This is a genomic window from Paraburkholderia nodosa (assembly GCF_001718195.1).
Classification (GTDB): domain Bacteria; phylum Pseudomonadota; class Gammaproteobacteria; order Burkholderiales; family Burkholderiaceae; genus Paraburkholderia; species Paraburkholderia nodosa_A.
In genome coordinates, this window is the sequence record NZ_MCNV01000003.1 from 312,286 (window position 1) to 338,778 (window position 26,493).

Sequence of the window (26,493 nt, forward strand, 5' to 3'; positions counted from 1 at the left end):
GAGACTTCCTATAATCTTTCTTCTCTGATGCGCGCCGGAATAGCTCAGACGGTAGAGCAGCGCATTCGTAATGCGAAGGTCGGGGGTTCGATTCCTCTTTCCGGCACCAGGATTCAAGCAAAAAGCCCAGTCTTCGACTGGGCTTTTTGCTTTGTGGCGTCGGCGTGCGCGCAGCGGCCTCGCCCGCCTCTGCCATCCCATCCTCCCATCGCCCCAAGTCGCGCTACCTGAGCTTAAGCGCCCTCACGCTTCTCGCGCAGAAAGTCGATGAACGCACGCAGCTTGGGCGGCAACTGCGCACGCCCGACCGTATACAAATAGAACCCCGGAAACGATGCGCCCCACGGCTCGAGCACCGGCACGAGCCGGCCTTCCTCCAGCGGCGCGCGCACGTAATCCTCGATCACGTGCAGAAGACCCACGCCCTGCTCCGCGGCGCGCACCATCGTACGCAGATCGTTCGTCACGAAGCGGCCCTCGGTGACCACTTCGAACACGCGCCCAGGGTCGCCCGGCTGCGCGAACTCCCATCGGTAGACCCCGCCCGTCGTGAAGCGATAGTGCAGGCAATCATGCGCGGCCAGGTCGTCGGGGGTGACCGGCCGGCCGTGGCGTTCGAAGTATGCGGGCGAGCCCACCACGACGATGCGAATCGGCCCGCCGATCGGCACCGCCACCATGCCCGGCGCAACCGATTCGCCCAGGCGAATGCCTGCATCGAACCCGTCGCCGACCAGATCGGCAAAACCATCGTCGAGCGCGAGTTCGAGCTTGATCTGCGGATAACGCGTCATGAATTCCGCGAGGTGCGGCATGACGAGCAGCTCGCTCGCCACGCGCGGCAGGTTGATGCGCAGCGTGCCGGCCGGCGCGTCGCGCGAGGCGTCGAGCGCCTCGAACGCCGCCTCGATCTGTGAGAGCGCGGGCTGGACGCGCGCGAGAAACTGCGCGCCGGCCTCGGTCAGCGCGACCCGGCGCGTCGTGCGATTGAAGAGCCTCACGCCGAGTTGCGCTTCGAGCGCACGCACGGTTTGCGATAGCGCCGACGTCGAGAAGCCCGCGGCGGACGCCGCACGCGTGAAGCTGCCGTGGCGCGCGACAGCAGCCACCGCCAGCAGTGCAGGCAGGCGTCCCGCCAGTCCCGAGGTGACGGGCGGCGCTAACGCCGGAGTGGAAACCGGGCTCATCTCGTCTCCATTGTGAAGCCTGACTTCACAGTGCTTTCAGGTGAACCCGATTTTTCCACAAAAAGGAATAGCGCAAGATGAGTTCGCGTTCGCCAATCACTCTTTGAGGAAACCGCCATGAAACTCGACAGCTATACCCTGCTCGGCCGCTCGGGCCTACGCGTCAGCCCCATCGCCCTCGGCACGATGACGTTCGGCACCGAATGGGGCTGGGGCGCCGACGAAGCCGCCGCACAGCGACTCTTCGACCTCTATGTCGACGCAGGCGGCAATTTCATCGATACCGCCGATCTCTATACAGAAGGCACGAGCGAAACCTGGGTCGGGCGCTTCGCGGCGGCACGCGGTCTGCGTGAGCGACTCGTCATCGCCACCAAGTATTCATACAACGCGCAAGCGGGCAATCCGAACGCCGGCGGCAACCATCGCAAGAACCTGCTGCGTGCGCTCGACGGCTCGCTCAAACGCCTCGGCACCGACTACATCGATCTCTATTACCTGCATACGTGGGACCGTATGACGCCCGTCGACGAAGTGATGCGCGCCATGGACGACGCCGTGCGCGCCGGCAAGATCCGCTACGTGGGCCTCTCCGACGTGCCCTCCTGGTACGCGGGCCGCGCGCAGACGCTGGCCGACTGGCGCGGCTTCGAGCCGGTAGCCGCCATGCAGCTCGAATACTCCCTGATCGAGCGCAACGCGGAACACGAATTCGCCGATCTCGCGACGCAACTCGGCATGGGGCTCGTGCCCTGGAGTCCGCTCGGCATGGGCGTGCTGTCGGGAAAATATCGGCCGTCGCAGGCAAGCGAAGGCGTGAGCGGTGCGGGCCGCTTGCACACGATGGGCGCCAAGCCGCCGCCCGGCTTCGACAAGCTCTCGGCGCGCAACTTCGCGATCGTCGCCGAGCTCGAGCGGGTCGCGCACGAGGCCAACCGGCCCATGGCGCAGGTCGCGTTGAACTGGCTGTATCAGAAGCGCGGCGTGGCGAGCATCATCGTGGGCGCGACCAGGTCGGAGCAACTCGAAGAGTCGCTTGGCGCGCTCGACTTCACGCTCGCGCCCGAACTGGTCGCGCGTCTCGATGCGGCCTCCGAGCCCGCACACCCGTTCCCGTACTACATGTTCGCGGACGTCCACCAGTCACGTATTCACGGTCAGGTGGACGTGCGCGCGACGCCCGCAAACCATGCTCACGTGCAGCGCGTGCCGGCGCCGCCGGAGGCCCAAACGTAACGAATTATCGGAGTGCATCAATAGGGCGCGCCCCAATGCGCGGCCATTTACGCACGTTCGGTCATTAATCGCGCCCAAATGACGCGCAACAAAGTATTAATCGCCTAATTGGATAGAAACGGTCGCTTACATAGTTTTAATTCTTATTAACGTTTCGACGTCAACGGCTAAGCATAATCGACCGTTGTACATAGACGGTATGTGCAAGCCAAGCCCCGAGGGACCGGCCCGCCCTTGCGGCGTCGCGCAATACGAACGCGGCAAGGCGGCAGGACCCGCGCCGTGCTCAGACCCGGGGGAAGTGCGCTCGTGGCGTTGTGCGAGTGCAGCAGATGCTGCGCGGGAGTGTTGGGAGAAACGTGGGACGTGCGGTGGGACGTGCGCGATTCACGCAGCATGCGACAGTACGAAGGACATCTCAACAATTATATTCCCGCGCCGTTAATCATTTGTATCGCTGTGCGAAGAAGCAACACGCGTGCGAGAAAAGCACTGTTACCGTAAGCGGGACTAGCGCAGCAGAAGTAGCGAGCCGGATAATCGGCTTACATAGGAGAAAGATCATGGACGCCAAACCGCCAAGGGTTCCGACCCCGGACCAAGTCTTCAGCCCGGATCCGGAACCGGTGGCCGTTGAGTTTCTCGGCGATGAATTGCCCGCTCACGTGCGCGCATTTCTCGATGAGCAACGCAAGGCACACGAACAGAAGTGACGGGGAAATGCACACGTACGCGCTCGCGAGCACGCGGTAGACGTTCGTGTGCCTAAAGACACGCGTAGCTCGGGGACGCGCGTGTCGTGCTGCGCGCAGTTTTGCGCAATAGCAGCTTGCACCCGGCGCGCTCGATCGCGGGCGCGCCTCGATGCGACCATCTCGAAGATTCGACCTCACCGCCGTTAGACGCAAGCGCACCATAACCGGCTATGCTTCGGTTTTTATTGCCGGCGTCTCTCTTCCACTCGATGACATTGCTGACCCGTGCGAGCGCGCGTTGCGCTGCAGCGCTGCTCTTCGCCCTGCCGATCGCATCCGTCCACGCCGACGGTGACGACACCGCCCTGACCAACCTCGTCGCGCTCGTTTCCCAGCGGCTGGCGCTCGCCGAACCGGTCGCGCACTGGAAATGGCAGCATCACAAGCCGATCACCGATACGCCCCGCGAAGACGCCCTGCTCGCCGACGTGCAGAAGCGCGCCACGGCAGCCGGCGTCGATCCCGCGTTTGCGCGTGCATTCTTCCGCGATCAGATCGATGCCAGCACGCAAATGCAGAAGTCGCTATTCGACACGTGGCGTGCCTCCCAGGCGCCCAGCGACCCGGCACCCGATCTCGCTACGGCGACACGGCCGCAACTCGACAGACTCACCGGACAATTGATCGGCGCGCTCGCACGCGTGCAGCCGCTGCGCAGCGCACCGGATTGCCCGGCGCGCGTCGCAAGGACGGTGGCGAACTGGAAAGAGCTCACACGATACGACTCCGCGCGCACGAATGCGATGAATCAGGCGCTGGAACACGTGTGCGAATCGGGCGGCGTGGGCGGAACCGCCTAAGCGCTGCTATGCCGCGCTCGTGAGGCCGTCGGCCTCGGAGGGCTGCAGCACCTGCACGCGAAGGCCGCGTTCGAAGTGCGTCTGCAGGATGCGCCAGGTCGAGAGCTCGAATACCCGCTCGGCGCTGTGGTCCACCAGCGCCTCAGCCTCGGTAGTGGTGGGAAAGGCGCCCATATAGCACCAGCGATCGATCAGGTGATAAACGTCGGCGCCATTCGTCGAGTCCTGCTCGAGCACGACCACTGCGCCGCCGAATGGCCAGGGCGCCGCCCCAAGGTCGGCAGGGTCGCGCTTCGACACACGCGGCATGCGATTGAACGAGGGCTTGAGCGTGGCGATCCATTGCGCCTCGACAAGGAGCGCGCCAAGCTCGCCGCCTGTTGCTCGCCACTCCACGCGACGGACCTGCTGCGCCATCCGTTGTTCGCGCGACGACCGCCGCTCACCCGAAAGATGCGCACGCACACGCTGGCGCACCCGCACGCTGCGCCCCACATAGAGCGGGACGTCGTTCTCGCCGTAGAACGCATACACGCCGTGGCCTGCCGGCGCCGTGTCGATGAGTTCGTCGGTGATGTCGCCGGCGAGTACGTGGCGGCGCGTCGTACGCTCGATCTGCGACGCCAGCGCTTCCCCGGGCACTAGCACGGGTAGCCGCTGCCAGAATTGCCAGAGGAGATCGGCGTCGGCGAGCGCGCGATGTCGATCGGACGGCACGAGCGCGTGGCGTTCGACCAGCGCGTCGAGCCCGTGGCGCTTCTCACCCGGAAAAAGCGCCCGCGACAGGCGCACGGTGCACAGCACATCGGGGTTGAAGGAATAACCGGCACGCTCGAACTCTGCGCGCAGAAAGCCGCGATCGAAGGCCGCGTTGTGCGCCACAAAGAGCTTGCCGGCGAGTCGCTCGTGGAGTTCCGCCGCAATCTCGTCGAAGCGCGGCGCGCCGCGCACCATCTGGTCCGTAATACCGGTGAGCTGCTGGATAAAGGGCGGGATAGGCTGACCGGGATCGACGAGGGTGCTCCATCGTGTCACCTGTCCTTGGGCCACCTCTACAACGCCAACTTCGGTAATGCGGTGCTCGCCTGGCGAACCGCCGGTCGTCTCTAGGTCCACGAAGACGATGGGAAGATCGCCGGCGGGCTGTGCGGCGCTCAAGGAGGATTCAAACATGGGAAAACGACAGGGGAAATGGAAAACGGCCCAAGTATGCACCGTTTGGACGCCATGCGCCGACGGTTCCGGCAGTGCAACTACGACTTTTGCCTTTTAGTGAAAACCCGAATCAGAAGAATCCCGGATTCCAGGGTTTTCCCGATTAATTCCGCGACTAAAAGCATGACAAGTCAATTTGACTAAATATCAATATGTCAAAATAAAAAACCCCGGGGTTTGCCCGGGGCCTGGTGTCGCATGAGCGTACGCGTAGCGAGCGCTCGCACGCTGTACTTACAGCGGCTGAATGTTCGCGGCCTGCTTGCCCTTCGGACCGACCTTGACGTCGAACGACACACGCTGGTTCTCCTTCAACGACTTGAAGCCGTCGGCGCGGATTTCCGAGAAGTGCGCGAACAGATCGTCGCCGCCCGCGTCAGACGTGATGAAGCCAAAGCCCTTCGCATCATTGAACCATTTGACGATACCGGTTTCCATGTTTCAGTTTCCCTCGAGATTTTAATGACGCGGGTAATAACCCTCACGCCGTATCCAGCCAATTCCCGCCGTCCCGCTTCGCGAATTCCAGGTTTGAAATGCAGCAGAACGAAAATCAGCCTTGCCGTTATACGGGGAACGACAATCGCCAGTCAAGCGAATTTTTTATAACAGCATTCCCGATTCAGCGATAAAAGCGGTACGCATCAAAAAGCGGCAAGAAAACCGTATGCCATCCGAATGAATATATAAAAGTACGTCGTTTTTACCCGATTATCTCGCTCACGTCATTTCTACCGGGAAGTTTTCCCGAAGTGTAACAATTCGTGTCAAACGTAAGTGTTTCTCCCGGTTGTTCGAGTAATACATTCAATTCATGATTCATATTGTTAGCGGCATCGGAGGTCATCATGCTGACAGCTCTGCAGCGATGGATTCACTGGCTCGTACAAACGGACGGGATTGCGCCAACGGCTGAAGAAGCCGAAACCTACGGCGCATGGCACGGGGACCACTGGCACAACCTGCTGTGTTCCCCTATGGACGCCAGGCACTACGTAATGGAAGACTGGAGCCTGCAGCCGGAACCGCCGCATGCGGGCACCCGATAAGGTACGCGTAGCGCGCGTGACTGAAGACAGGCAAAAAAAAGCGCGGCTGAAAAGGCCGCGCCGACAAAGGTTTGGAGATCTTTTTCGTCAACGAAAAAGTCTGCTTCGGAAAGCAGCGATTGAAGTATAGCCGGAGCCAGGTCTCACGATTAAGTATACGGCGCGCAATCATCTGTTACGCTGCGCGCAATAATCAGTTGAAATCGTTTTAGGCCGTTTTCCGCAACCGATTGTTGTAGCGATCGCACAACGCTCGATCGGTTGACAGTTTCATCCCTCTCCCGAGAAATCCGCTCAAAGCCTTTACCAGCAGGGCTTAAGACGAGCGAGATAATCATTTCCGATATCGCAATACTTTATTGCGGAATTCGGAATACCCCCTCTTCGAGCACCCTCTCTACACTCTGCCTGTCTGGAAACCGTCTCGGACTGATTGTCTCGGACTGATTAATTCGTACCACGCGAACTTTGCCTCTCGCTGCGCTTCGCATGGTCGGTTTCCCAAACAGGGTTCAACGAAACCCACCTCTGTTCTCGGAGTTACAAAGATGAAAAAGACTCTCATGGTCGCCGCCCTGACGGGCGTTTTTGCAACGGCTGCACACGCGCAAAGCAGCGTTACGCTGTACGGCCTGATCGACGCAGGCATCACGTACGCAAACAACTCCGGCGGCCACAGCCTCTGGAAGGCATCGAGCGGCACCGTCAACGGCAGCCGTTGGGGCCTGCGTGGCGCTGAAGACCTCGGTGGCGGTCTGAAGGCCATCTTCACGTTGGAAAACGGCTTCAACATCCAGAACGGTACGCTTGGCCAGTCGAGCCGCATGTTCGGCCGCCAGGCGTTCGTCGGTCTGGCAAGCGACCAGTTCGGCGCGGTCACCCTCGGTCGCCAGTACGACTCCGTGGTCGACTACCTTGCACCGCTGTCGAACACCGGCACGCAATACGGTGGCACGATCGCTGCCCACCCGTATGACAACGACAATCTGAACAACTCGGTCCGTTTCAACAACACGATCAAGTACTCGAGCGTCAACTACGCTGGCTTCAAGTTCGGCGGCACGTACTCGTTCTCGAACAGCACCGAATTCGCGAACAACCGTGCGTACAGCTTCGGCGCGACGTATAACTACGCCGGCCTGAACGTTGCAGCTGCTTACCTGCACGCAAACAACAACATCAACAACCAGCAGTTCAACTCGTCTTCGTTCTCGGGCGCGCAAGCGGGCGACTACACGTTCGGCGCAGGCCGCCAAAGCACGTTCGGCGGCGGCGTAAACTACACGTTCGGCCCGGCAACGGCTGGCTTCGTCTACACGCAAACCCAACTGGGCAACGCGATCAACATTTCGCCGGCGCAGTCGGGTACGAGCAAGGGCATCTCGCTGGGCGGTAACAGCGCACGCTTCCAGAACTTTGAAGGCAACATCCGTTACGCTCTGACCCCGGCCCTGAGCCTGGCTGGCGCGTACACGTACACCCGTGCGAACTTCGGCGGCGGCGTGAACCCGAACTACAACACGGTCGCACTGCAGTCGGACTACGCACTGTCGAAGCGCACCGACGTCTACCTGCAAGGCGACTGGCAGCACGTGTCGTCGAACCAGGACGGTATCGGCGCGTACCTGAACGGTCTGGGTTCGGCTTCGACCCGTCAAGACCAGGTTGCTGTGACGGTCGGTATGCGTCACCGCTTCTAAGCAGCACGCTGCTGGCCGTCTCGGCCAGCACTGCAGCTGAAAAAGGCACCCGCGGGTGCCTTTTCTTATTTCTGCGGCAACCGATACGCTCAGCCTCGCGGCGGCGGATAGCGCACGTCCAGGACGTCGATCGGCTCCGGCCCCGCCGGCGTGTGCAGCGTGACCTGATCGCCGATCTTCGCCTTCAGAAGCGCCCGCGCGATGGGTGACACCCAGCTCACGTGGCCGAGGTCGAGATCGACCTCGTCGATGCCGACAATCGTGATCGAATGCGCCTCGCCGTCCGCGGTGCCGTACTCGACGGTCGCGCCGAAGAATACCTGGTCCACACTCTCCTGCCGGCTGCTGTCCACGACTTCGGCCAGATCCAGTCGCTTCGTGAGGAAGCGGATGCGGCGGTCGATTTCGCGCAGCCGGCGCTTGCCGTAGATGTAGTCGCCGTTTTCGGAACGGTCGCCGTTCGAGGCCGCCCATGAGACGAGCTTGACCACTTCGGGCCGCTCCTCGTCGATCAGGTGCAGCAGTTCGCTGCGCATGCGCTCATAGCCGGCGGGCGTGATGTAGTTCTTCGTGCCGGCGGGAACTTCCGGGAGACCGGCTTCGAGATCGTCGTCGTCGTTGTCGGTCGATTCTTTGACAAATGCCTTGTTCATGATGGGATCACTGCGGTACGTGTACTGATTCAGTCATGACTACCAGCGTACACGAACCTCGCCGCAACACAAATCACGACAGGGCCTTCCCTTTTTTTAAAGCCCTGCTATAATCTCTTTTCTGCGTGCGGCTGTAGCTCAGTTGGATAGAGTACTTGGCTACGAACCAAGGGGTCGTGGGTTCGAATCCTGCCAGCCGCGCCACTTATTCGAAACGTTTCCCGTCTGTTCGATCCGGGAAGGGTTTCAAGCAGTACACTGTTGTAAGTGGTATCGTTTTAGCGTGCGGCTGTAGCTCAGTTGGATAGAGTACTTGGCTACGAACCAAGGGGTCGTGGGTTCGAATCCTGCCAGCCGCGCCACCAAATAAAGGGCCTTTCCGAATGGAAAGGCCCTTTGTCTTTTCAGCTGCTGAATTGTCTGCGCCGGGTTCGCGCGAGAAGCGGAGCCTAGCGCGGTGGCGCGCCGATATCGCCGATCTGGGCGTCGGGACGCGGCAGGTCCTCCACGTCGCCAATCGCACTGGGCTCCGCCACAGGCTCCATGCCCATCCCGAGCAATGCCTGGGGCTGACGCAGCATCTCCCCTACCGTCCCACCAAAGCGGCTCGCGACAAACGCCCGCAGCAGCGCCTCGCGCGTGGTTTCTCCGTAGGCTTGCACTGCACGCGATTCACCCTCGAACTCGGCCACACAAGAAGCCGGCTCGCCTTCGCGCAGTTCCACGCGCCTCGCGCGGTCGAGCACCACGCCGGCCGCCTCCCACGAATCGGTGGGCATGAAGCGGCCATCCCACGGGCGCCCGCGGTCGTTGCCGCGCACGGCGACGGTCTCGCCGCTGTCGGTGAAATAGATTTCACGCACGAAGTCCGGCAGGCTGCGTGCCACCCAGTAATCGAGTGCGAGGCCGGTGAGTTCAGCTACGTTCATTGCGAGTCCCTCGTTTCGGTTCGAAGGAAGAGGGCGCACGCGCCCCGATCAATAGTCCGCGCGCTCGCGCTCGATGCGCATGCCGCCGTCGTGGCGATGGTGCCCGTCGTCGCTCGAGCGCTCGCGCGCGATGCGCATCACGTCCGGATTCGTGCGCACGCGGCGCATGACGTTCGCGAGGTGCACGCGATCGCTCACCTGGATCACGAAGCGCAACATGTTCGATTCCTGCGCCAGATCGTCGTCCATCGCGATGTGCACGATATTGGCGTCTGCCGACGTAATGTCGGCCGCCACGCGCGCGAACACGCCCTTGGTATTCTTGACCAGCACCTTGACGGCGACGTCGAACAGACGCCCCGGTTGCGGCGCCCACGCCACGTCGATCCAGCGGCCCGGGTCGCGCCGGTGGATGCGCTGTGCCACGCGGCAGTCGGTCGTATGGATCGCCATGCCGAGGCCGATGCCTATGTAGCCCATGATGTCGTCGCCGGGAATCGGGCGGCAGCAAGCCGAAAGCTGCACCGACATGCCCTCGGTGCCCGTAATGACGACAGGCGGCGCCGGCGGCGCATTCGGGTCGCGCGGCGGATGGTGATGCTCGGCGTCGTCGGCGTCCTGGCCGCTCATCAGCACTTCGATGCGCTTGGCCATAACCGCCGCCACGCGCCGGCCAAGACCGATGTCGGCGAAAATTTCCTGGCGGTTCTTGTTGCCGGTCCACAGGACCAGCTTCTCCCACACTTCCGGCGTGACTTCCGAAAGCTGGTAGCCATAGCCCTTGAGCGCCTGATCGACGAGCCGCTCGCCCAGCTGCACCGACTCCGTGAGACGCATCGTCTTCAGGTAGTGCCGGATCGCCGAACGCGCCTTGCCGGTCCGCACGAAGCCGAGCCACGCCGGATTCGGCTTGGAGTACGGCGCCGTGATCACCTCGACGATGTCGCCGCTCTTCAGTTCCGTACGCAGCGGCAGCAACTCGTTATTGATCTTCACGGCCACGCACTGGTTGCCGAGGTCGCTGTGGATCGAATAAGCGAAGTCGAGCGCTGTGGCGCCGCGCGGCAGCGCCATGATCCTGGACTTCGGCGTGAAGACATAGACGGCGTCCGGAAACAGGTCGATCTTGACGTGTTCGAGGAATTCGCTCGAGTCGCCCACCTCGCTCTGGATGTCGAGCAGCGACTTGAGCCACTGGTGCGCGCGCTTTTGCACGTCGTTGAGATCGGCGCCGCCGTTCTTGTAGAGCCAGTGCGCCGCCACGCCGGCTTCGGCGATCTCGTGCATCTTGCGCGTACGCACCTGGAACTCGATCGGCGCGCCGAACGGGCCCACGAGCGTGGTGTGCAGGGACTGATAGCCGTTCACCTTGGGAATGGCGATGTAGTCCTTGAACTTGCCCGGAACCGGTTTGTAGAGCGCATGGAGCGCGCCGATGCAGGTGTAGCACTCGAGCGCCGACTCGACCACGACGCGAAAACCGTACACGTCGAGCACCTGCGAGAACGACAACTGCTTGTCGCGCATCTTCTTGTAAATGCTGAAGATGGTCTTCTCGCGGCCGGTGACCTCGGCGTCGAGCTTAGCGTCGGCAATTGCGCGCTGCACCGCTTCCAGAATCTTGCTGACCACTTCGCGGCGATTGCCGCGCGCGGCCTTCACCGCCTTCTCGAGCGTGGCGTAGCGATTCGGATTGAAGTTCGCGAAGCTCAGGTCCTGCAGCTCGCGATAGGTGTTGTTCAGACCGAGACGGTGCGCGATGGGCGCGTAGATGTCGATGGTCTCGCGCGCCACGCGGCGGCGCTTTTCTGGCGGCACCGCACCGAGGGTGCGCATGTTGTGTAGCCGGTCGGCGAGCTTCACCAGAATCACGCGCACGTCGCGCGCCATCGCGAGGAGCATCTTGCGGAAGTTCTCCGCCTGCGCTTCCTCGCGGTTGCGAAACTCCATCTTGTCGAGTTTCGACAGGCCATCGACCAGTTCCGCGACCTTCGCGCCGAAGCGCTCGGCGAGTTCCGCCTTGGTCACGCCCTGGTCTTCCATCACGTCGTGCAGGAGCGCGGCCATGATGGACTGCGCGTCGAGCTTCCAGCCGGCGCAGATTTCCGCGACGGCGACGGGATGGGTGATATAGGGTTCGCCGCTCTGGCGATATTGCCCGAGGTGGGCCTCATCGCTGAAGTGGAACGCCGCCTTGACCTCCTTGATTTCCTCGGGAGTGAGGTAACCGGAGAGCGCGGCGGTCAGATTGGCGATGGAGACGACCCCGTGCTTGCGGGGCTGCTCCGGCGTCGCGGTCGGACCGAACAGATGGCGAAACGACTGTTCGAGGACCGCGTCGATGTAATTGCGCGCAGGGCTCGCAGTCTCGGCTTCCTGGTCCACCTCGGTGGCCGGCGAGGGCGTGATGCTCATGTTCCCCTCCGTATCAGGTTTGGCGTTGACGGTTAAGCGGCTGCGGCGGTACGAACTACATGGCGATCGACAATGCCTCGGAACGCGCCCTTAGACGGGCACCTTCTTCAGCATTTCGAGGCCGACCTGGCCAGCCGCGATCTCGCGCAGCGCGACAACGGTTGGCTTGTCGCGGCTTTCGATCTTGGGCGTGTGACCTTGTGCGAGCTGGCGGGCGCGATACGTCGCGGCGAGCGCCAGTTCGAAGCGGTTCGGAATCTGTTTCAGACAATCTTCGACGGTGATGCGGGCCATGTCGGGTTCCTTCTCATTCTCAGCAGGTTCTTATTCTACCTTATGTGCCCGACGCGCCGGGCTGCGGGTGGTGGATACCGAGCTGCACGAAGAGCTCGGTATGCCGCGCGTATTGCGAAGCGAAGCGCAGGCGCGTAGCACTCACGATATTGCGCAGCTCCTGCAACGCGCGATCGAAGTTCTCGTTGATCACGACATACTCCGATTCGCTCGCGTGCGCGATCTCGCTGCCCGCTGCGAGCAGGCGCCGCGTGATGACGTTCGGCTCGTCTTCGCCGCGCTTTTTCAGGCGGTCGGCGAGCGCTTCGAGCGAGGGCGGCAGGATGAAGATTTCCACCGCATTGCGGAACTGCTTCTTCACTTGCTGCGCGCCTTGCCAGTCGATTTCGAGCAGGACGTCATGGCCGATTTTCATCTGGTCTTCGATCCACACGCGCGACGTGGCGTAGTAGTTGCCATGCACTTCCGCGCTCTCGAGAAACTCGCCCGCGGCGTGGCGCGTGAGGAAGTCGTCGACGGTCGTGAAGTGATAGTGCTCGCCGTCGCGCTCCTTCGAACGCGGCGCGCGCGTCGTGTACGAAACCGACAGGCGGATCGCGCTGTCTTCAGCGAGCAGCGCGTTCACGAGCGTCGACTTGCCCGCACCCGACGGCGCCACCACCATGAAGAGGTTGCCGGGGTACATGCCCGCGTACGGATTGCGCTTCTTGTCGTGCTTCGCGTCCGTTTTGGGGGCGCTGCTTTGGTCGGTCATGTTCGTTGCTTCCTTCATTCGAGATTCTGGACCTGCTCGCGCATCTGCTCGATGAGCAGCTTGAGCGTCATCGAAGCGTCCGCGAGCTCCTTCGCCGCCGCCTTCGAGCCGAGCGTGTTCGCTTCGCGGTTGAGCTCCTGCATCATGAAGTCGAGACGCTTGCCGACGCGGCCGCCCTTCTCGATCACGTGACGCGTTTCGTTCAGGTGCGCCGTGAGGCGCGAGAGCTCTTCGGCGATGTCGATGCGAATGCCATACATCGTCACTTCCTGGCGAATGCGCTCGGCGATTTCTTCGCGCGAGATGTTACCGATGCTGCCGCCGTTGCCGTTGCTGTCCGGCGCGGCGATGCCGAGCGCTTCCTGCAGGCGCTCGACGATCTTCTGCTGGTGCTTCGCGATCAGCTCCGGCACGAGCGGCGTGATGCGCGCGACGATCGCCTCCATTTCGGTCACGTTCGCGAGCAGCATGTTGGCGAGCTGCGCGCCTTCGCGCGCGCGCACTTCGATCAGGTCGGCGATGGCCTGCTTGCCACAGCCGAGCACGGCGTCGCGCAGCACCTCGGGCGCCACGCCGCTTTCCGCCAGCACGCCGGGCCAACGCAGGATCTCGCCCGTGCGCAGACGACCCGACTCGGGAAACGCTTCGAGCACCGCACGCTCGAGCCCGGCGAGCTGGTCGAGCGCATCGCGGTTGAGCGCGCCCGCATTGGCGCCCTGCTCGCTCTTCTGGATGTTGATGCGGATGTCGACCTTGCCGCGCGAGAGCTTCGTCATCAGCATTTCGCGCAGCGTGGGCTCGCACACGCGCACGTCTTCGGGCATGCGGAAATTCAGATCGAGAAAGCGCGAATTCACCGTGCGCAATTCGACGGAGACACTCGCGCCGCCCGTGCCCGAAGCCGCAGCAAGCTCGCGCGTGGCGCTGGCATAGCCGGTCATGCTGTAAATCATGGTTCGTCTCGCGAAGAAAGCCGTGGCGTCGTGCGCTGGGCGCGCGGGTCACGGCGAGGAAATCGAGGCGCCCGGCGTGTTGTCGCGAATGGACGAAAAGCGCGGGGCGGAGAAATCGCATTATCCCATTTTTGAGGGCGCGCCTTCGCAAGCGCGGGCTGCGCGGTCCGCCTGGCCGGGGCGACCCCGTTTTCGCGCTCCCGCCGCCTTCCGGGCGTGCCCGTCGCGAGGCGCGCGGAGGCGGTAAAATCACGCTTTCCCCTTCCCTCTCGTGCCCTCGCGCACCTTCACGATGACCCAATCCATCCAGCGCCCCTCCGGCCGCGCCGCCGACCAGCTTCGCGAAGTCCGCATCACCCGCAACTACACGAAGTACGCCGAAGGATCGGTCCTCGTCGAGTTCGGCGACACCAAGGTGCTGTGCACCGCGAGCGTGTCCGAAAGCGTGCCGCCGTTCCTGCGCGACAAGGGCCAGGGCTGGCTCACCGCCGAATACGGCATGCTGCCGCGCGCCACGCACACGCGCAGCGACCGCGAAGCCGCGCGCGGCAAGCAAACGGGCCGCACACAGGAAATCCAGCGCCTGATCGGCCGCGCGATGCGCGCCGTGTTCGACCTCGAAGCGCTGGGTGCGCGCACCATCAACATCGATTGCGACGTGCTGCAGGCCGATGGCGGCACGCGCACGGCGAGCATCACGGGCGCGTTCGTGGCGGCCCACGACGCCGTCTCGAAGCTGCTGGCCACGGGCCGCATCGAACGCTCGCCGATCTCCGACTACGTCGCCGCGATTTCGGTGGGCGTATACGACGGCGTGCCCGTGCTCGACCTCGACTACGACGAAGACTCGCAGTGTGACACCGACATGAACATCGTCATGACGGGCTCGGGCGGCATGGTCGAAGTCCAGGGCACAGCGGAAGGTGCGCCGTTCTCGCGAGAAGAACTGAATGCACTGCTCGATCTGGCGCAAAGCGGCATCCGCTCGCTGATCGAGAAGCAAAAGGCGGCGCTGGAGATTTCGCATGGCTGATCTGCAGCCGGATTCAGCGGCTAAAACCGCGGCGGACGCGCTCTCGCGCGTCGTGCTCGCTTCGAACAACGCAGGCAAGCTGCGCGAGTTCGCGGCGCTGCTCGGCGCGGCCGGCATCGAGCTCGTGCCGCAAGGCACACTCAACGTGCCCGAGGCCGAGGAACCGCACCCCACCTTCGTGGAAAACGCGCTCGCCAAGGCACGCCACGCGGCGAAGCTCACGGGGCTGCCCGCGCTCGCCGACGACTCGGGCCTGTGCGTGCGCGCACTGCACGGCGCGCCGGGTGTGTATTCGGCGCGTTACGCGCAGCTTGCGGGGGGCGAGAAGAGCGACGCGGCGAACAACGCGCTGCTCGTCGCGAACCTGAGAGATCACGCGGATCGCCGCGGTTACTACTATTGCGTGCTCGCGCTCGTGCGCCATGCCGACGACCCCGAGCCGCTCATCGCCGAAGGCCGCTGGCACGGCGTAATACTCGACGTGCCGCGCGGCGACAACGGCTTCGGCTACGACCCTTACTTCTACATTCCGGAACTCGAGGCCACGGCCGCCGAGCTCGATCCGGCGCTCAAGAACGCGTCGAGCCATCGCGCCATCGCGCTGCGCCAACTGCTCGCGCGCCTCCAGGAGGAAGCGTGAGCCAGCAGCATCGAATCGGCATCGAAGTGGTCCAGTCGTTCACGATGCCTGGCAGCATTCGCCTCACGTCGCTGCCACCGCTCGCGCTCTACGTGCATTTTCCGTGGTGCGTGCGCAAGTGCCCGTATTGCGATTTCAACTCGCATGAATGGAAGGGCGAACGCTTCCCCGAAGACGATTACCTCGACGCGCTGCGCGCCGATCTCGAACAGGCGCTGCCGCTCGTTTGGGGGCGCCAGGTGCATACGGTGTTCATCGGCGGGGGCACGCCCAGCCTGCTTTCCGCGGCGGGTCTCGATCGACTGCTTTCGGACGTGCGCGCCCTGCTGCCGCTCGACGCTGACGCCGAGATCACGCTCGAAGCGAATCCAGGCACCTTCGAAGCCGCGAAGTTCGCGCAGTTTCGCGCGAGCGGCGTGAACCGGCTTTCGGTGGGCATCCAGAGCTTCAACGAGGCGCATCTGAAGGCGCTCGGACGCATTCACGACGCGGCGCAGGCGCGCCATGCGGTCGAGGTCGCGGCGAATACTTTCGACAACTTCAACCTCGACCTGATGTTCGCTCTGCCGCAGCAGACGCTCGCGGAATGCCAGGCCGACATCGATACGGCGCTCTCGTTCAAGCCGCCGCATCTGTCGCTGTATCACCTGACGCTCGAGCCGAACACGCTGTTCGCCAAGTTTCCGCCCGCCCTGCCCGACGACGACCAGTCCGCCGACATGCAGGACTGGATTCACGAGCGCACGTCGGGCGCGGGATACGGACGCTATGAGGTTTCGGCTTACGCACAGCCGGATCGCCAATGCCGGCATAACCTTAACTACTGGCGCTTCGGCGACTATCTCGGGATCGGCGCCGGCGCGCATACGAAGCTCTCGTTTCCGAACCGTATCGTGCGCCAGGCGCGCTACAAGCATCCGGCGACCTTTATCGAGCAGGCGCGCGCGGGCACGCCGGTCCAGGAAGAGCACGAAGTGAGCGCGCGCGATTTGCCGTTCGAGTTCATGCTCAACGCGCTGCGGCTCGTGGAAGGGTTTCCGGTACATCGTTTCATCGAGCGCACGGGCCTGCCGATCACGACGATCGAACCGGCGCTGCAGGAAGCGGAGCGGCGCGGCCTCATCACGCGCGATTACGAGAAGATCGCGCCGACCGAGTTGGGGCAGCGCTTCCTCAACGACTTGCAGGCGCTGTTCCTGAAAGACCCGCACTGAGGTCGACGCCGGTCGCCTGTGCGACTGCCGTCGCGCGTGCGTTTCGGGTTACAATGCGCGGCTTCGGAGGTGTGGCAGAGTGGTTGAATGCACCGGTCTTGAAAACCGGCGAAGGGGTAACCCTTCCGTGAGTTCGAATCTCACCGCCTCCGCCAGCATGCCCCGCCCGACAAGGGTCTGCGGGCGAGCTGTGGAAATTCCCACACCCTATCCCACACTCCGCATCGCGACGCGCAGCTCGTGCGCCGGTTCGCCGCAGTTCGCCGCCTTGAAATGACCTAGGGCCGCATCGACCCTCTCTTTTGCAATCAAAGATGAGGAGCGTCCATGCGAACCCGAAAACAGTTCTGCCCGATCTGCCAGAAACAGACCCTGCACCAGTACAAACCGGTGTCGGTTGTCGTGACCTTGCTCCTTTTCCTGATCTTCTTCCCGCTCGCCCTGATCTATCTGGTCATCGCGGTTCCACGCGCCAACAGTAGCGCCTTCTGCACCGTTGATCACGAACGACTCCAGCAGGCGCGCGAGGATGAGCGCCTCGCATCGATGGTGCGCGCACTCCAGGCAGCGCAGATCCCTCCAGAAGCGCGCCAGCGTGGCACGGGATTCATGTCGAGGGGATAGCCCGGAACCCGCAAAATAAAGGACGGCTCCGGAGAGCCGCCCCTTTACTGCGCTATTGCTCGTTCAACGCTGGGCGCGGAAGTGTGCAACCGTAGCCGCCACTATTTCGGCGTAGCGCTCGCGTTCAGCGTGTTCGGCAAGCTTGCGGTTTTGCTCGCGCGCAATCCGGGCAGCCTGCTCCTCACGCTCTCTGGCTTTTTCGCACGCCGCCAGTTCGGCCACTCCGCGTTTGATCTGCGCGGCCAGTTCGTCACTGATTTCATTCATACTTAACCTCCAGCCTGTTTAAGGAACTGGAGTACGCGGGCGTATGTTCCGGGCACGCCGCGCACATCCCGGAGGATGGCCTTGCCGCGATCCCGGCGCGTCACGGGTGCGCGCCATCGCCGGAACACGCAGACGATTATCCACAATTTGGGGCACGGCCGCGATTCTTGACGTACCCGGACGAGCGTCGTTGATGCTGCCGTGTCAACCAATCGCGAAAACGCCTCAATCTGACGCACTTTGCGCGACACCCGACGTCCCGGTTGAAGTACGCTTCAACTGGACGACACGTAGGCTTATGACGCAACCTTTGGCCAGTTTAAGACGTTCGCCGTATCCCGCTAGATTGACGATCCAGGAGCGCGATCTGCAAATGCCCCCTCAGCAGCATAGCGTCGCGTTGAGGTTTTGCGGGCGCTCGTTTCGACGGTAGGCCCAGCCAATGCGAGCCTACCAACTGCTGCACTTCCCCCTACGCAGGTACTTTATTTAGGGAAGCTGCAAGGATGCGCGCGTCGAGGAACTGGGCGAGCTGAGCGGGACAAGAAATTAGCGAAGCAAGTCCTTCGACGCAACCAGACTCTGGCAAATTCCACGCGGGAGTGGCTCGTCTGGCCCCAGACGACTTTGCCGCTTCACGGTCACCCAGCTCTCGCGTGAATGAAGTCAACAATTTCCAAAAAAACCACAGTTCATATTTACCCCGAACATACACACTTGGCGCTAAAGGAGCCAAATACTTCCGATAGATCATCCTCAACTCAGCACTACCCGGCTTCTGAGGCAACTGCGATATATTCGACGAAGCAAGGAAATGCTTCCCGGCTTTTTTTCGATACGCGCACCTCTCATTTCCAAAATCAATTCGTATCACCCGATCAAATTGCACATTATTCAAATTAAGCTTTATTGTTCCCCTTCCATCAATTCCTCTCCCGAACAAGACAATTGCCATCAAAATTCTTGCACGCTTCAAAAACGAACCACGCAGTTTTTTAAATCTACTTAAATATCCGTCAAACCTTGAATCCCTCACCGAAAGATGGAGACGCTCGACCCAAAATCTTCTAAAGACTTCGTCGCAAATTAGATAATTTTCAATAGAGTAGAACGACGTTTGAAATACATTCCCAGGCAAATCATTTTGAGCGCCGCCCATAATCTCAGTATGATCTCTATCGACAAAAAACAGAGTTCTCTCGACGGATCTCCCATCTGACAAAATCATTTCATTGGCTTTTAGCACCTCAGTGCGCCCATTGCATATGAAGGAGATAAATTGTCGCCCGTTAAGTCTGGGTGCTATATGTGCCATATAAAAGGCTGGATCCTCATCGCCCTCGAAAAAACCAAAAAAAGCGTCCTCCGGGACATCTGCAATCGTCAGCGTAAATTCATGGAACACCGATTCTGCATTTCTAGCCTCGGCCTCCAGCTCCTCGACATAATCCATATTTTTACGATTTCGATGTGTGAGGTTTAATCAACTTAGCCAGATCCACGGCATGACCACGCAGACTATTTGTATAAATAAATGGCGAATGCGTGACAGCAACCAGCAAATCACAATTCCCAGAATTCAAAATGTCAGGCAACAAATTTTTTTGCCAGCGTACGGAAAGCGATAGCTCCGGCTCGTCAATTAAAACAATCTGGGAAGTTTCCCGTGACAAGTACAGGTGCGTGAACAGCGAAGCCACCTGCTTTTCGCCGGACGACAGTGCGCGCCAGCTCAGCTCCGCTCCATCTCTATCGAAGACACGCGCGGTAAAATTCCCGTCGTTGTAACGTAGCTTTTTACCAACAAGATAACTATTGCAGGTTTCCTCGAGCCGCCTGATCGCTTCCTCCCGACGATACAAGTCTGTATAGATTTCCAACAGGCGAGAGAAGAAATACGTCAGATATAGGTCACGCGCTACAGCGGGGGCGCCATCGCCAGCACGCATCCGTCGAATAGAGTTTTGGATAGCGGATTTGTCTTCAGCGCTCAGCGTGTTTTCTTCAACCCGCTTCAGCACCCTTTCCACGACGGGGTCAGTCATAGAAGCAATTACGGACGGCTCAATGGTATCCGCGCGACTACGAATGATATCCTGAAGATAACTCGCGGTTAGCCCGGTCAGTTGTTCTCTCGTTTTATTTTCGATGAGCCCCAGCTCCGTCGCTAGAATTGTTTCGACGTCCTGCATGCCGAATTGCACCAGCTCGACATAACCGCGCGGCCCCGATTTATTGATTACCCCCATTGACGTCGCAAGTTTCTTGAGTTCTTCTTCGCTTGCAAGAGGGAAAATTGCCTTAATATCTTGCTCAATTCTTCGATATGTCGGCATATAGATAACCTGCTTTATCCCGCCATTTTCGAGAATTTCAGACAATTCAGTAAAGCACCTCGGCTCATGAAATTCACTGAACAACTCTTCCTGCGCATCCGAAGGGAAATCGGCAATCATGCGGCGGATCATTAACGCGGAGACACCAGTGTCTTCTGCAATCTTATGAAGCACACCCTCCATCGGAAAATCCGATTTATTTCTCAAATGACGGAATAACGGATGCGAAAAGATTTTTGAAACCACGGATCGCGGATATGGAGACTTGTACGAATATCGGGCCACCAGTCTATTGTGACGTCGCTGAGCGCCAATTTTACTTGCAATATCCCCTCTTGAAATCACAATCTCCCGGCCATTCAGAGTCAATTCAATCGCCGAAAAATCATAATCCATCAGCCTCGACCACTGATCCGTCAGAACAAAATAAATGAAATTAATGACCGTTGTTTTTCCCAATCCATTCACGCCGATCAAGATTATTTTATTATCGAAAATAGGGATTTCGATGTCGTATTTCCCATGAAGGCCTATTATCGAAAAGCGTGTAAAATTAATATTCATATTTATGCTTTTTGGATTGTTTCGTGTTACGTTCCGTAACAATTTATCATGGACTCGGAAAGAAGGATACTGCGCTACAACGCAGGCCAACGTTGCGCATTCGTCAGCAATGGCCACCCGTCGGCAGGCGTGCCCGCGCGAGTGGCGCGCCAGTTAAAACAGAAATGCTCTTCGGAGGGGCAGTGCCCCAAAAAAAACCAAAAGGGGCTTTTGTCACGCTTCAGGATCGGTCAGCCGTACGCGGCCATATTTGCGCAGTTCCTCATCCATGATCCGCCGCGCGGTTTCCTCGTTCTCGACCATCGGCTCATCAGTCTGCGCGGGCAGCGGCGCTTCGTCCGCATAGCGCCAGCCGCCTTTCGTTCTCAGCCAGAAAATCGCCGCCGCCACGACCGGCGCGCTTTCTTTCTCCATCGTCGCGATTCGGAGCAAGTTGCGCGTCACCTTGCCGTTGGCGTCCTCGACCGCCGTCTCGATCTCGGTGCGGAACACGCGCGCTAGCGTCCGGTAGTTGACCGGCCGGCCGGTGCGGGGGTTGATGACGTGCTGGCAGATGTTGAGCAATGGCACGCCGCTCAAGACCAACGCATTGACGACACGCCGGTCGGCGTCTGTCGCCTCGAATCTCGGTTTGCCACGCTGCATCATGCCCTCCGTTCATCGAATATCTGCAACCAGATTGCACCCCCCAAAGCGTTGCAGATAATCCACCGCCACGCGCCTATGCGCTGCGGCCCGGTCCCTCGCGCAGCCGGCGCACGTAATCGACGCGGGCGGCGTCCGGGTCGGGCAGACCGTCCTGCGTCGCGAACTTCGTCGCAGCCGTCGCGGTGATGCGTTTGATCCATGCCGCGCGCGCCTCGTCGCGCCATTGCATCGCCATGCGCAGCGCTAAGTCGACAATACGGCGTCGCGCGTCCGGGTCCACATCCGCCCACTGCGCGCCGAGCAGCCGCGTAATCCGTTCGAGCCGTTTTTCGACCGGCAAGGCGGGGTTATTGACGAGTTGCATGATGGTTGCGTCCGCGACCACTCTGCAATCGCAGTCGCGCAGTCCGGTACGCGGATTGATAACATCGCAGAAGAGCATGATGGGTCTCCCTGTAAAAAAGCGGACGGCCGCCGGTAGAACCAGGAGCGGGGGCGGCCGGCCGCAACCCGAAAACATTCAGTCCCGTTCGAACGGGCGGATGCGCTCCATCAGACGCCGGGATGCCTCATCTATCACGCGCTGCGCATACGCCCATCGCGGGAAGTAGTCCCGCCGGAATCGTTCGAGTCCGCTCAGATAAGGCCGCCTGCCGTAGCCGTAACCGAGCGCGCACAGCGCGTGGATCTGCCCGGCAAGCTGCGAGACTTCGTGAATCGTCCGCTCAAAGCGGACCTGCATCGCCTCGATCACCGGCGGAAGGTTTTCAACCAGCAACAATTCGAGTTCGCTTTCGAGCCCGGCGCGCTCACGTTCGAGCTCGTTCCGCGCGTGCCTGAATGCCCGCCGGCGCGCGCCTTCAAGACCGGATTCATCGCTGGCCGACGAGATGAAGGCGCGCAGCCGCGTGATCTGTTCGGCGTGCTCGCTGTCGAACCTGCGCAGGTTCGCTTCGGTGCCGTGCAGCTCCAGCGCCGCACGTTCGTCGTATAGCCTCTGGAGCTGTTCGCGCTGTGCCGCTGAATCGGGCGGCTGCGCCGGACGTGCGTGAAGTGCGCGGATGCGCTCGTTCACGTCATCGTATTTCGCGTGCAGCGCGTCGAGCGCGCCTATGAGCTTCGCTTCATCGAGCCGCCAGGGCTCGATTGCCTGTGGTGCCGGTCCGGCCGGCGCTTCGCTGTCAGCGTCGCCGGCTGGAGCCGGTTTTAGAGACTGCGCCTTCATGGCTCACCTCCATCGTTTCAGCGCTGCGTTCCAAGTGTGCCCGCGCGGAGCCTGGCGCGTCGCGGGCGTCGGGGCGTGACTGGTGGCCCCCCCGCTCTCTGCCGCACTTGCAGCGCGCGCTACCGGGTCGGTATTGAGGCGACGGTTCCGGCTGACGGCCGAGGCCTGCGCCGGTTTGGCAGCGGGAGCGGCGGCTTTGCCAGCAGACTTGCCACCGGCGGGGGCAGCAGCGGCGGCTTTGGCGTCGTGCATATCCTTCGTTTCGTTCACGGCCGACCCCTCCATTGTTTAGTAATGCATACCACGTCAGCAGTCGCCGAACTCATTCCGGGTCTCTTTCCACGCATTCGTTTCCGCCTCCTGCTGCGCGATTGCCCATTCATACGCGTCCCGATCGGTGATTTCCCAATCGCGCAACGACTGCGACTGCGCTTCGTATCGCTCGCGCGTGACCTCGGCCAGCGCGCCGCACTCGCGCTGCGCCCACCTGTCAAACGAGCCATTGACCCAATCGGCCCATACGTCAGCCGGAACCGGCATGACACGATGCGGTTCGAGATACCACGTGCGCTGAAAACACGGCGGCACACGGTAGTCGCGCATTACGAATGGCGTATGTGTGTTGTTCTGCACATAGACCGTTGCATCCGGGAGCCCGGTCCTGGTTTCGTTGCTCATCGTCGCCTCCTTTTAGGTGGTTCACCTCAAAAATTCAGCGCGTCGCCGGTCATGCAGCCCGCCGCGACGGGCTGGCGCGTTTGGTGCGCCGGGGCTTCGTTTCGTTCGTCATGCCGATCTCCGGTTGCTGATCTACTTCACATCCGTATTACGTGCACGACGCGATGACAGCATACGCGGCGCGTGTGGGAAGGAGCGGGGGAAACAATGTCGGATGTTCCAGAAGCCCTGTCTGGCGTGGCTTCATGGCGGAGACTGTCTCCGCCGCTTTACCCTGAACCGCCGGCTTCGCCCACGCTTCGGCCTGCGCCGCGTCGATCTTCATGCTCACCTCAGTCCTTGGTCGTAACGCCACGTGCGCTCTGTCAGCACCGCGCGCACCGCCGTTTCGGCCTTCACGGCGTCGAGCCGTTGGTGGAAGTGATGGACGTTCGGCAACAAGTCACTGAGCGGCCCGCGCATCGCGCGCGTCATCACGTCGACAAGAAGCGCGTCCGGCCAGTTCTCTAGCTCGCACAACGCCTCGATCGCCGCGCGCAGTTCGGTGCGCAATTCACGCACATCGTCGGCGTCTAGGTACGGCCCCCAGGGGAGCGAAAGTCCGCCATCCGGTTCAGTGGCGCCGCCGTTCGCGCGCAGATACGCGATCAGTTCCGACCGGCGTTCGGTTGCCTCGTCCCGGATCAGGTCGCGCGCGTCCTTCGGGCCGGTCATGTGCAGGCGCTCGCCGTCCAGACGGAAACCGACGCCAAGGGCCGCCGCGCGTTCGATCAGCTCGATGGTCTCGTCCATAAAAGCTTCAGCTCCGCGCCCGCTCATGCCGGCCGCTTCTGTCGAAAATTTCTTCCGCTTCGCCGGCTACCTCCCTTCCGCCGGTCACCTGGTCACTTTGCCCGTCCGACAAGGGTTTCACGGTGACTAAAGGCGTTTTTGCCGGATCGCGCAATTTGACTCCAGTCACCGCAAAACCCGCGCCAGTATTGGCCGGTGACCCGGTGACCGACGGGGACGGTGTAGTCAGCGCAACAGGCAAATATCGCGCAAACGCATCGGTGAATTGCTCGATCTTGAAGCCTTTCGGTGACTGATAGTCGATCTTCACCGTCTGACTTCGGATTCCGTATTCCGACAACTTTTTACCCAGCTGCCGAAGTGTCATTTCGTGTCCGCGGTTCCACGTACGCCAAGGCGCCTCGTCGTCAATCAGCAACTCGGCCAGCAAATCCGCCATCGCGATCCGGCGCACGTTAAGGCGCGCGAAAATGTCCCGAATGTTGTCGAGAAGTTCGGCGCCTGCACTCTGCGATGCATCGCCGTTGCCGGATAGCTTGAGCGCCACCGTGCGCGCGAGTTCCGGCCAGTCGCCGCCGGCCAGGTCCGCGACGGTCAACAGTGGCTCCCAGTTATCCTGGTCACGGTCGCCCAGTGCGTCCGGCAACTCGGGGCGGGCGTTGCGGGCGGTCTCCGCATGATCGTCGGCCCAGCGCGCCAGTTTCGCGTGCAGCGTATCGAACAGGTCCGGCTCGGCGTGGCGCAGCCGCTCGATCTTTTCGCCGGGAAGCTTGCGCCGCAGAGTCGCGATGATCGAGCGGCTTGTCACCGTCTCCGCCAGCCGGTCGGCGTTGATGCCGGCCAGCGCCTTGAAGCCAAACACGCGAAAGCGGCGCGGTTCGAAGTCGTCGCCAACCGGCACGCTACGCCAGACATACGCCGAATCGCGCGTATGACCGGCATTGAACAGGCCGCGCAAATCCTCCGCGTCTTTGGTCAGTACCGTTTCCGCCTCGTCAACCAGAAGCGTCGGCCGGTACTTCTCGATCATGCGAAACAGGACCGACGGCGAGATGCTGGCGGCCTGCGCGGGTCGCGGCACGAGCCGCCCGACGAGTGACAGCAACAGCGTCTTGCCGCACGACTTGTCCGGCGCATTTATGAGGAGGATCGGACAGACGCCGACCGACTCCGCTAGCCACGAAGCAGCGCACCACAAGGCGACGGCGGCCATAATTTCGCCGTCGCAGATGACGAAGCGCGCGAGCGTGTCCGCGATATCGTCGAGCAGCGCGGCGCCGTCCACCGGTTCCGGCCACATCTCGATCTCCTCGAAGGGCGCAGCCTCGTTGGTCTCGGCGTCGCCGCGCGCCTGTCTGACCATCAGGTCGAGCGTGGCCGGCCGCACCTTCAAATGCGCGGCTTCATGCTTGCGCGCTCGGTCATAGGCCATCGGCGGTAGTGCTGCGAGCCGCGCAATCGCCTCGTCGTCCGTTTCAGTCGGCGCGGTTTCGCGCTCCGCGTCAGGCGCAGTCACGGCCTCGATCTGCCTGCGCACCTCGTCGACGCCATGCGTCTGCATCAGGTCGTTAAAGTCGCTTTGATCGTCGCGACGCTGCATGCCGAAGTCCGGGAACACGAGCCGCGCGCCCACCGCGAGCGCGGCCTTGCGGGCGTCGTCGGAGCCGTTGCCGATGTCGCCGGCGACAATCAGCTCGGCGTCGGGATGTTGCGAGCGCATCGATACAGCCACGTTCTGGAGGTTGCCGCACGTGAGTGCCGCTACGGTGGGTGTACCGGTGGACTCATGGATCGAGAGCGCTGTCGCGACGCCCTCGGCGACGATCAACCGCGAGTGATGCGGTTCGAGTGGCACAGCGGACCAGTACCCGCCATCTTTCACGGCGCCCTTGAGCGCGGACTTTAAGCCCACCACGTCGATGAATTCGACACTCATCAGCCTGCCGTCAGCCGAATGGATCGGCACAACCAGCAAGCGCCCCCGCAAGAACTTACCCTTGGCATACGGTGCCCAACTGGCGAGCGCCTTCGCCTTCTTCACGTCGATTTCGCGCAGTGTTTCTACCGGCTTCATACCCTTTCCCATCAGGTACGGATGGCCCACATCGGCGGGCGTGGCAGCGCTCCAGATCGCAAATGCTTTCGCCGCTCCATCTTTCGCGATGCGCTCGCGTTCGGCTTCGGCCTCACGACGGGCCGCGTCGCTGCGGCGCTCGCGTTCGGCTCGCTCCTCGTCGGAGAGCGCGCTGTCGTTCTTCACGAAGAAAGCGAGAGGCTCGCGGGATTGCCAGTTGCAGACAATGCCGCCGTCGCCGTCGCGAAACAGCTTGATGGTCGCGTCGCCACGGCCGTTCTTCGCGCCGGCAACATCGGCCCGGTGGAACTTGTCATCGGCGGGCGGAAGCTCGGTGGGCGGCACGATGCCGGCCTCCCGGCATGCGTCAGCCAGTGCCTGATGAATGTCTTTCGTTTCTGTAAGAATGGTTTTCATTGCTGATTCAATTGGCTCACTCGCGTAATGCAGCGGGCCTT

Annotated in this window: 28 protein-coding genes and 4 tRNA genes; 13 read left to right on the forward strand and 19 right to left on the reverse strand. The window is 61.6% G+C overall.

Annotated elements, in window-relative coordinates; translation table 11 throughout:
• The first annotated feature begins 33 nt into the window (after positions 1 to 33).
• Positions 34 to 109, forward strand: a tRNA-Thr gene (locus tag BFD71_RS07660).
• 124 nt (positions 110 to 233) lie between these two features.
• Here the strand turns inward: BFD71_RS07660 and BFD71_RS07665 are convergent.
• A complete protein-coding gene (locus BFD71_RS07665) occupies positions 234 to 1,187 on the reverse strand; it encodes a LysR family transcriptional regulator (protein ID WP_069262668.1) in 954 nt (317 codons plus the stop codon).
• A 117-nt stretch (positions 1,188 to 1,304) separates the two neighbouring features.
• Here BFD71_RS07665 and BFD71_RS07670 point away from each other — a divergent pair, with 117 nt between their 5' ends.
• From BFD71_RS07670 to BFD71_RS07680, 3 genes are all read left to right on the forward strand, one after another.
• Positions 1,305 to 2,423 (forward strand): aldo/keto reductase, encoded by a 1,119-nt coding sequence (locus BFD71_RS07670; RefSeq protein ID WP_069262669.1) that lies wholly within the window; start codon positions 1,305 to 1,307, stop codon positions 2,421 to 2,423.
• 563 nt (positions 2,424 to 2,986) lie between these two features.
• Positions 2,987 to 3,136 (forward strand): hypothetical protein, encoded by a 150-nt coding sequence (locus BFD71_RS41355; RefSeq protein ID WP_176732842.1) that lies wholly within the window; start codon positions 2,987 to 2,989, stop codon positions 3,134 to 3,136.
• Between the two features lie 251 nt (positions 3,137 to 3,387).
• On the forward strand, positions 3,388 to 3,978 hold the full coding sequence (locus BFD71_RS07680) for a chorismate mutase (RefSeq protein ID WP_069262671.1): 591 nt from the start codon (positions 3,388 to 3,390) through the stop codon (positions 3,976 to 3,978).
• A gap of 6 nt (positions 3,979 to 3,984) precedes the next feature.
• Here the strand turns inward: BFD71_RS07680 and BFD71_RS07685 are convergent, their stop codons facing one another.
• Positions 3,985 to 5,151, reverse strand: coding sequence for an exonuclease domain-containing protein (locus BFD71_RS07685; protein ID WP_069262672.1), 1,167 nt, complete (start codon positions 5,149 to 5,151; stop codon positions 3,985 to 3,987).
• A 276-nt stretch (positions 5,152 to 5,427) separates the two neighbouring features.
• Entirely contained in the window at positions 5,428 to 5,631 is a 204-nt protein-coding gene (locus BFD71_RS07690) for a cold-shock protein (protein WP_028205165.1), read from the reverse strand.
• A gap of 410 nt (positions 5,632 to 6,041) precedes the next feature.
• Between BFD71_RS07690 and BFD71_RS38970 the strand changes: the two genes are divergently transcribed.
• Positions 6,042 to 6,242 carry a hypothetical protein gene (locus tag BFD71_RS38970; RefSeq protein ID WP_083245145.1) on the forward strand — a complete coding sequence of 67 codons (201 nt, stop codon included), beginning with the start codon at positions 6,042 to 6,044 and terminating at the stop codon, positions 6,240 to 6,242.
• A 548-nt stretch (positions 6,243 to 6,790) separates the two neighbouring features.
• Positions 6,791 to 7,942: a porin gene (locus BFD71_RS07695; RefSeq protein WP_069262673.1), complete on the forward strand. Its 1,152-nt coding sequence runs from the start codon at positions 6,791 to 6,793 to the stop codon at positions 7,940 to 7,942.
• An 89-nt stretch (positions 7,943 to 8,031) separates the two neighbouring features.
• Here BFD71_RS07695 and greB read toward each other — a convergent pair whose 3' ends face one another.
• Positions 8,032 to 8,595 (reverse strand): transcription elongation factor GreB, encoded by a 564-nt coding sequence (greB, locus tag BFD71_RS07700; protein ID WP_069262674.1) that lies wholly within the window; start codon positions 8,593 to 8,595, stop codon positions 8,032 to 8,034.
• 127 nt (positions 8,596 to 8,722) lie between these two features.
• Here greB and BFD71_RS07705 point away from each other — a divergent pair.
• Together BFD71_RS07705 and BFD71_RS07710 are read left to right on the forward strand one after the other, a co-directional pair.
• Positions 8,723 to 8,799, forward strand: a tRNA-Arg gene (locus BFD71_RS07705).
• A gap of 81 nt (positions 8,800 to 8,880) precedes the next feature.
• Positions 8,881 to 8,957: transfer RNA gene (locus BFD71_RS07710), tRNA-Arg, on the forward strand.
• 87 nt (positions 8,958 to 9,044) lie between these two features.
• Here BFD71_RS07710 and BFD71_RS07715 read toward each other — a convergent pair.
• The 5 genes from BFD71_RS07715 to BFD71_RS07735 form a co-directional block, all read right to left on the reverse strand.
• The gene (locus BFD71_RS07715) at positions 9,045 to 9,524 is read right to left on the reverse strand and encodes a phage protein NinX family protein (RefSeq protein WP_069262675.1); all 480 of its coding nucleotides are present in this window, start codon (positions 9,522 to 9,524) and stop codon (positions 9,045 to 9,047) included.
• Between the two features lie 48 nt (positions 9,525 to 9,572).
• Positions 9,573 to 11,939, reverse strand: coding sequence for a RelA/SpoT family protein (locus tag BFD71_RS07720; RefSeq protein ID WP_069262676.1), 2,367 nt, complete (start codon positions 11,937 to 11,939; stop codon positions 9,573 to 9,575).
• Between the two features lie 90 nt (positions 11,940 to 12,029).
• Positions 12,030 to 12,233: a DNA-directed RNA polymerase subunit omega gene (gene rpoZ / locus BFD71_RS07725; protein WP_006400783.1), complete on the reverse strand. Its 204-nt coding sequence runs from the start codon at positions 12,231 to 12,233 to the stop codon at positions 12,030 to 12,032.
• Between the two features lie 40 nt (positions 12,234 to 12,273).
• Positions 12,274 to 12,987, reverse strand: a complete 714-nt coding sequence (gmk, locus tag BFD71_RS07730) for a guanylate kinase (RefSeq protein ID WP_069262947.1) — start codon at positions 12,985 to 12,987, stop codon at positions 12,274 to 12,276.
• Positions 12,988 to 13,001: 14 nt separating this feature from the next.
• On the reverse strand, positions 13,002 to 13,940 hold the full coding sequence (locus BFD71_RS07735; protein ID WP_069262677.1) for a YicC family protein: 939 nt from the start codon (positions 13,938 to 13,940) through the stop codon (positions 13,002 to 13,004).
• A 292-nt stretch (positions 13,941 to 14,232) separates the two neighbouring features.
• Between BFD71_RS07735 and rph the strand changes: the two genes are divergently transcribed.
• From rph to BFD71_RS07760, 5 genes are all read left to right on the forward strand, one after another.
• Positions 14,233 to 14,973, forward strand: a complete 741-nt coding sequence (gene rph, locus BFD71_RS07740; protein ID WP_069262678.1) for a ribonuclease PH — start codon at positions 14,233 to 14,235, stop codon at positions 14,971 to 14,973.
• Positions 14,966 to 15,613: an RdgB/HAM1 family non-canonical purine NTP pyrophosphatase gene (gene rdgB / locus BFD71_RS07745; RefSeq protein ID WP_069262679.1), complete on the forward strand. Its 648-nt coding sequence runs from the start codon at positions 14,966 to 14,968 to the stop codon at positions 15,611 to 15,613. Before rph ends, rdgB begins: the two co-directional genes overlap by 8 nt.
• Positions 15,614 to 15,657: 44 nt before the next feature.
• Complete coding sequence (hemW, locus tag BFD71_RS07750) at positions 15,658 to 16,827, forward strand: radical SAM family heme chaperone HemW (RefSeq protein ID WP_141710614.1); 1,170 nt, start codon at positions 15,658 to 15,660, stop codon at positions 16,825 to 16,827.
• A gap of 65 nt (positions 16,828 to 16,892) precedes the next feature.
• Positions 16,893 to 16,982: transfer RNA gene (locus BFD71_RS07755), tRNA-Ser, on the forward strand.
• Positions 16,983 to 17,154: 172 nt separating this feature from the next.
• Complete coding sequence (locus BFD71_RS07760; RefSeq protein ID WP_069262681.1) at positions 17,155 to 17,451, forward strand: hypothetical protein; 297 nt, start codon at positions 17,155 to 17,157, stop codon at positions 17,449 to 17,451.
• Between the two features lie 63 nt (positions 17,452 to 17,514).
• On the opposite strand, the gene BFD71_RS40355 is transcribed toward BFD71_RS07760, so the two are convergent.
• The 10 genes from BFD71_RS40355 to BFD71_RS07800 form a co-directional block, all read right to left on the reverse strand.
• Entirely contained in the window at positions 17,515 to 17,718 is a 204-nt protein-coding gene (locus tag BFD71_RS40355) for a hypothetical protein (protein WP_141710593.1), read from the reverse strand.
• A 472-nt stretch (positions 17,719 to 18,190) separates the two neighbouring features.
• Positions 18,191 to 19,171 carry a DUF4435 domain-containing protein gene (locus BFD71_RS38975; RefSeq protein ID WP_083245122.1) on the reverse strand — a complete coding sequence of 327 codons (981 nt, stop codon included), beginning with the start codon at positions 19,169 to 19,171 and terminating at the stop codon, positions 18,191 to 18,193.
• Between the two features lie 4 nt (positions 19,172 to 19,175).
• Positions 19,176 to 20,618 (reverse strand): AAA family ATPase, encoded by a 1,443-nt coding sequence (locus tag BFD71_RS07770; protein WP_083245123.1) that lies wholly within the window; start codon positions 20,616 to 20,618, stop codon positions 19,176 to 19,178.
• A 213-nt stretch (positions 20,619 to 20,831) separates the two neighbouring features.
• Positions 20,832 to 21,266, reverse strand: a complete 435-nt coding sequence (locus BFD71_RS07775) for a hypothetical protein (RefSeq protein ID WP_176732843.1) — start codon at positions 21,264 to 21,266, stop codon at positions 20,832 to 20,834.
• 73 nt (positions 21,267 to 21,339) lie between these two features.
• Positions 21,340 to 21,630, reverse strand: coding sequence for a hypothetical protein (locus BFD71_RS07780; protein ID WP_141710594.1), 291 nt, complete (start codon positions 21,628 to 21,630; stop codon positions 21,340 to 21,342).
• 156 nt (positions 21,631 to 21,786) lie between these two features.
• Positions 21,787 to 22,341, reverse strand: a complete 555-nt coding sequence (locus BFD71_RS07785; RefSeq protein WP_141710595.1) for a hypothetical protein — start codon at positions 22,339 to 22,341, stop codon at positions 21,787 to 21,789.
• 456 nt (positions 22,342 to 22,797) lie between these two features.
• Positions 22,798 to 23,169 (reverse strand): hypothetical protein, encoded by a 372-nt coding sequence (locus tag BFD71_RS07790; RefSeq protein ID WP_069262687.1) that lies wholly within the window; start codon positions 23,167 to 23,169, stop codon positions 22,798 to 22,800.
• Positions 23,170 to 23,317: 148 nt separating this feature from the next.
• A complete protein-coding gene (locus tag BFD71_RS41360) occupies positions 23,318 to 23,494 on the reverse strand; it encodes a hypothetical protein (RefSeq protein ID WP_176732844.1) in 177 nt (58 codons plus the stop codon).
• Positions 23,495 to 23,496: 2 nt separating this feature from the next.
• Entirely contained in the window at positions 23,497 to 23,961 is a 465-nt protein-coding gene (locus BFD71_RS07795) for a hypothetical protein (RefSeq protein ID WP_083245124.1), read from the reverse strand.
• A 7-nt stretch (positions 23,962 to 23,968) separates the two neighbouring features.
• Positions 23,969 to 26,452: a DUF3631 domain-containing protein gene (locus BFD71_RS07800; RefSeq protein WP_069262688.1), complete on the reverse strand. Its 2,484-nt coding sequence runs from the start codon at positions 26,450 to 26,452 to the stop codon at positions 23,969 to 23,971.
• Positions 26,453 to 26,493 lie beyond the last annotated feature (41 nt).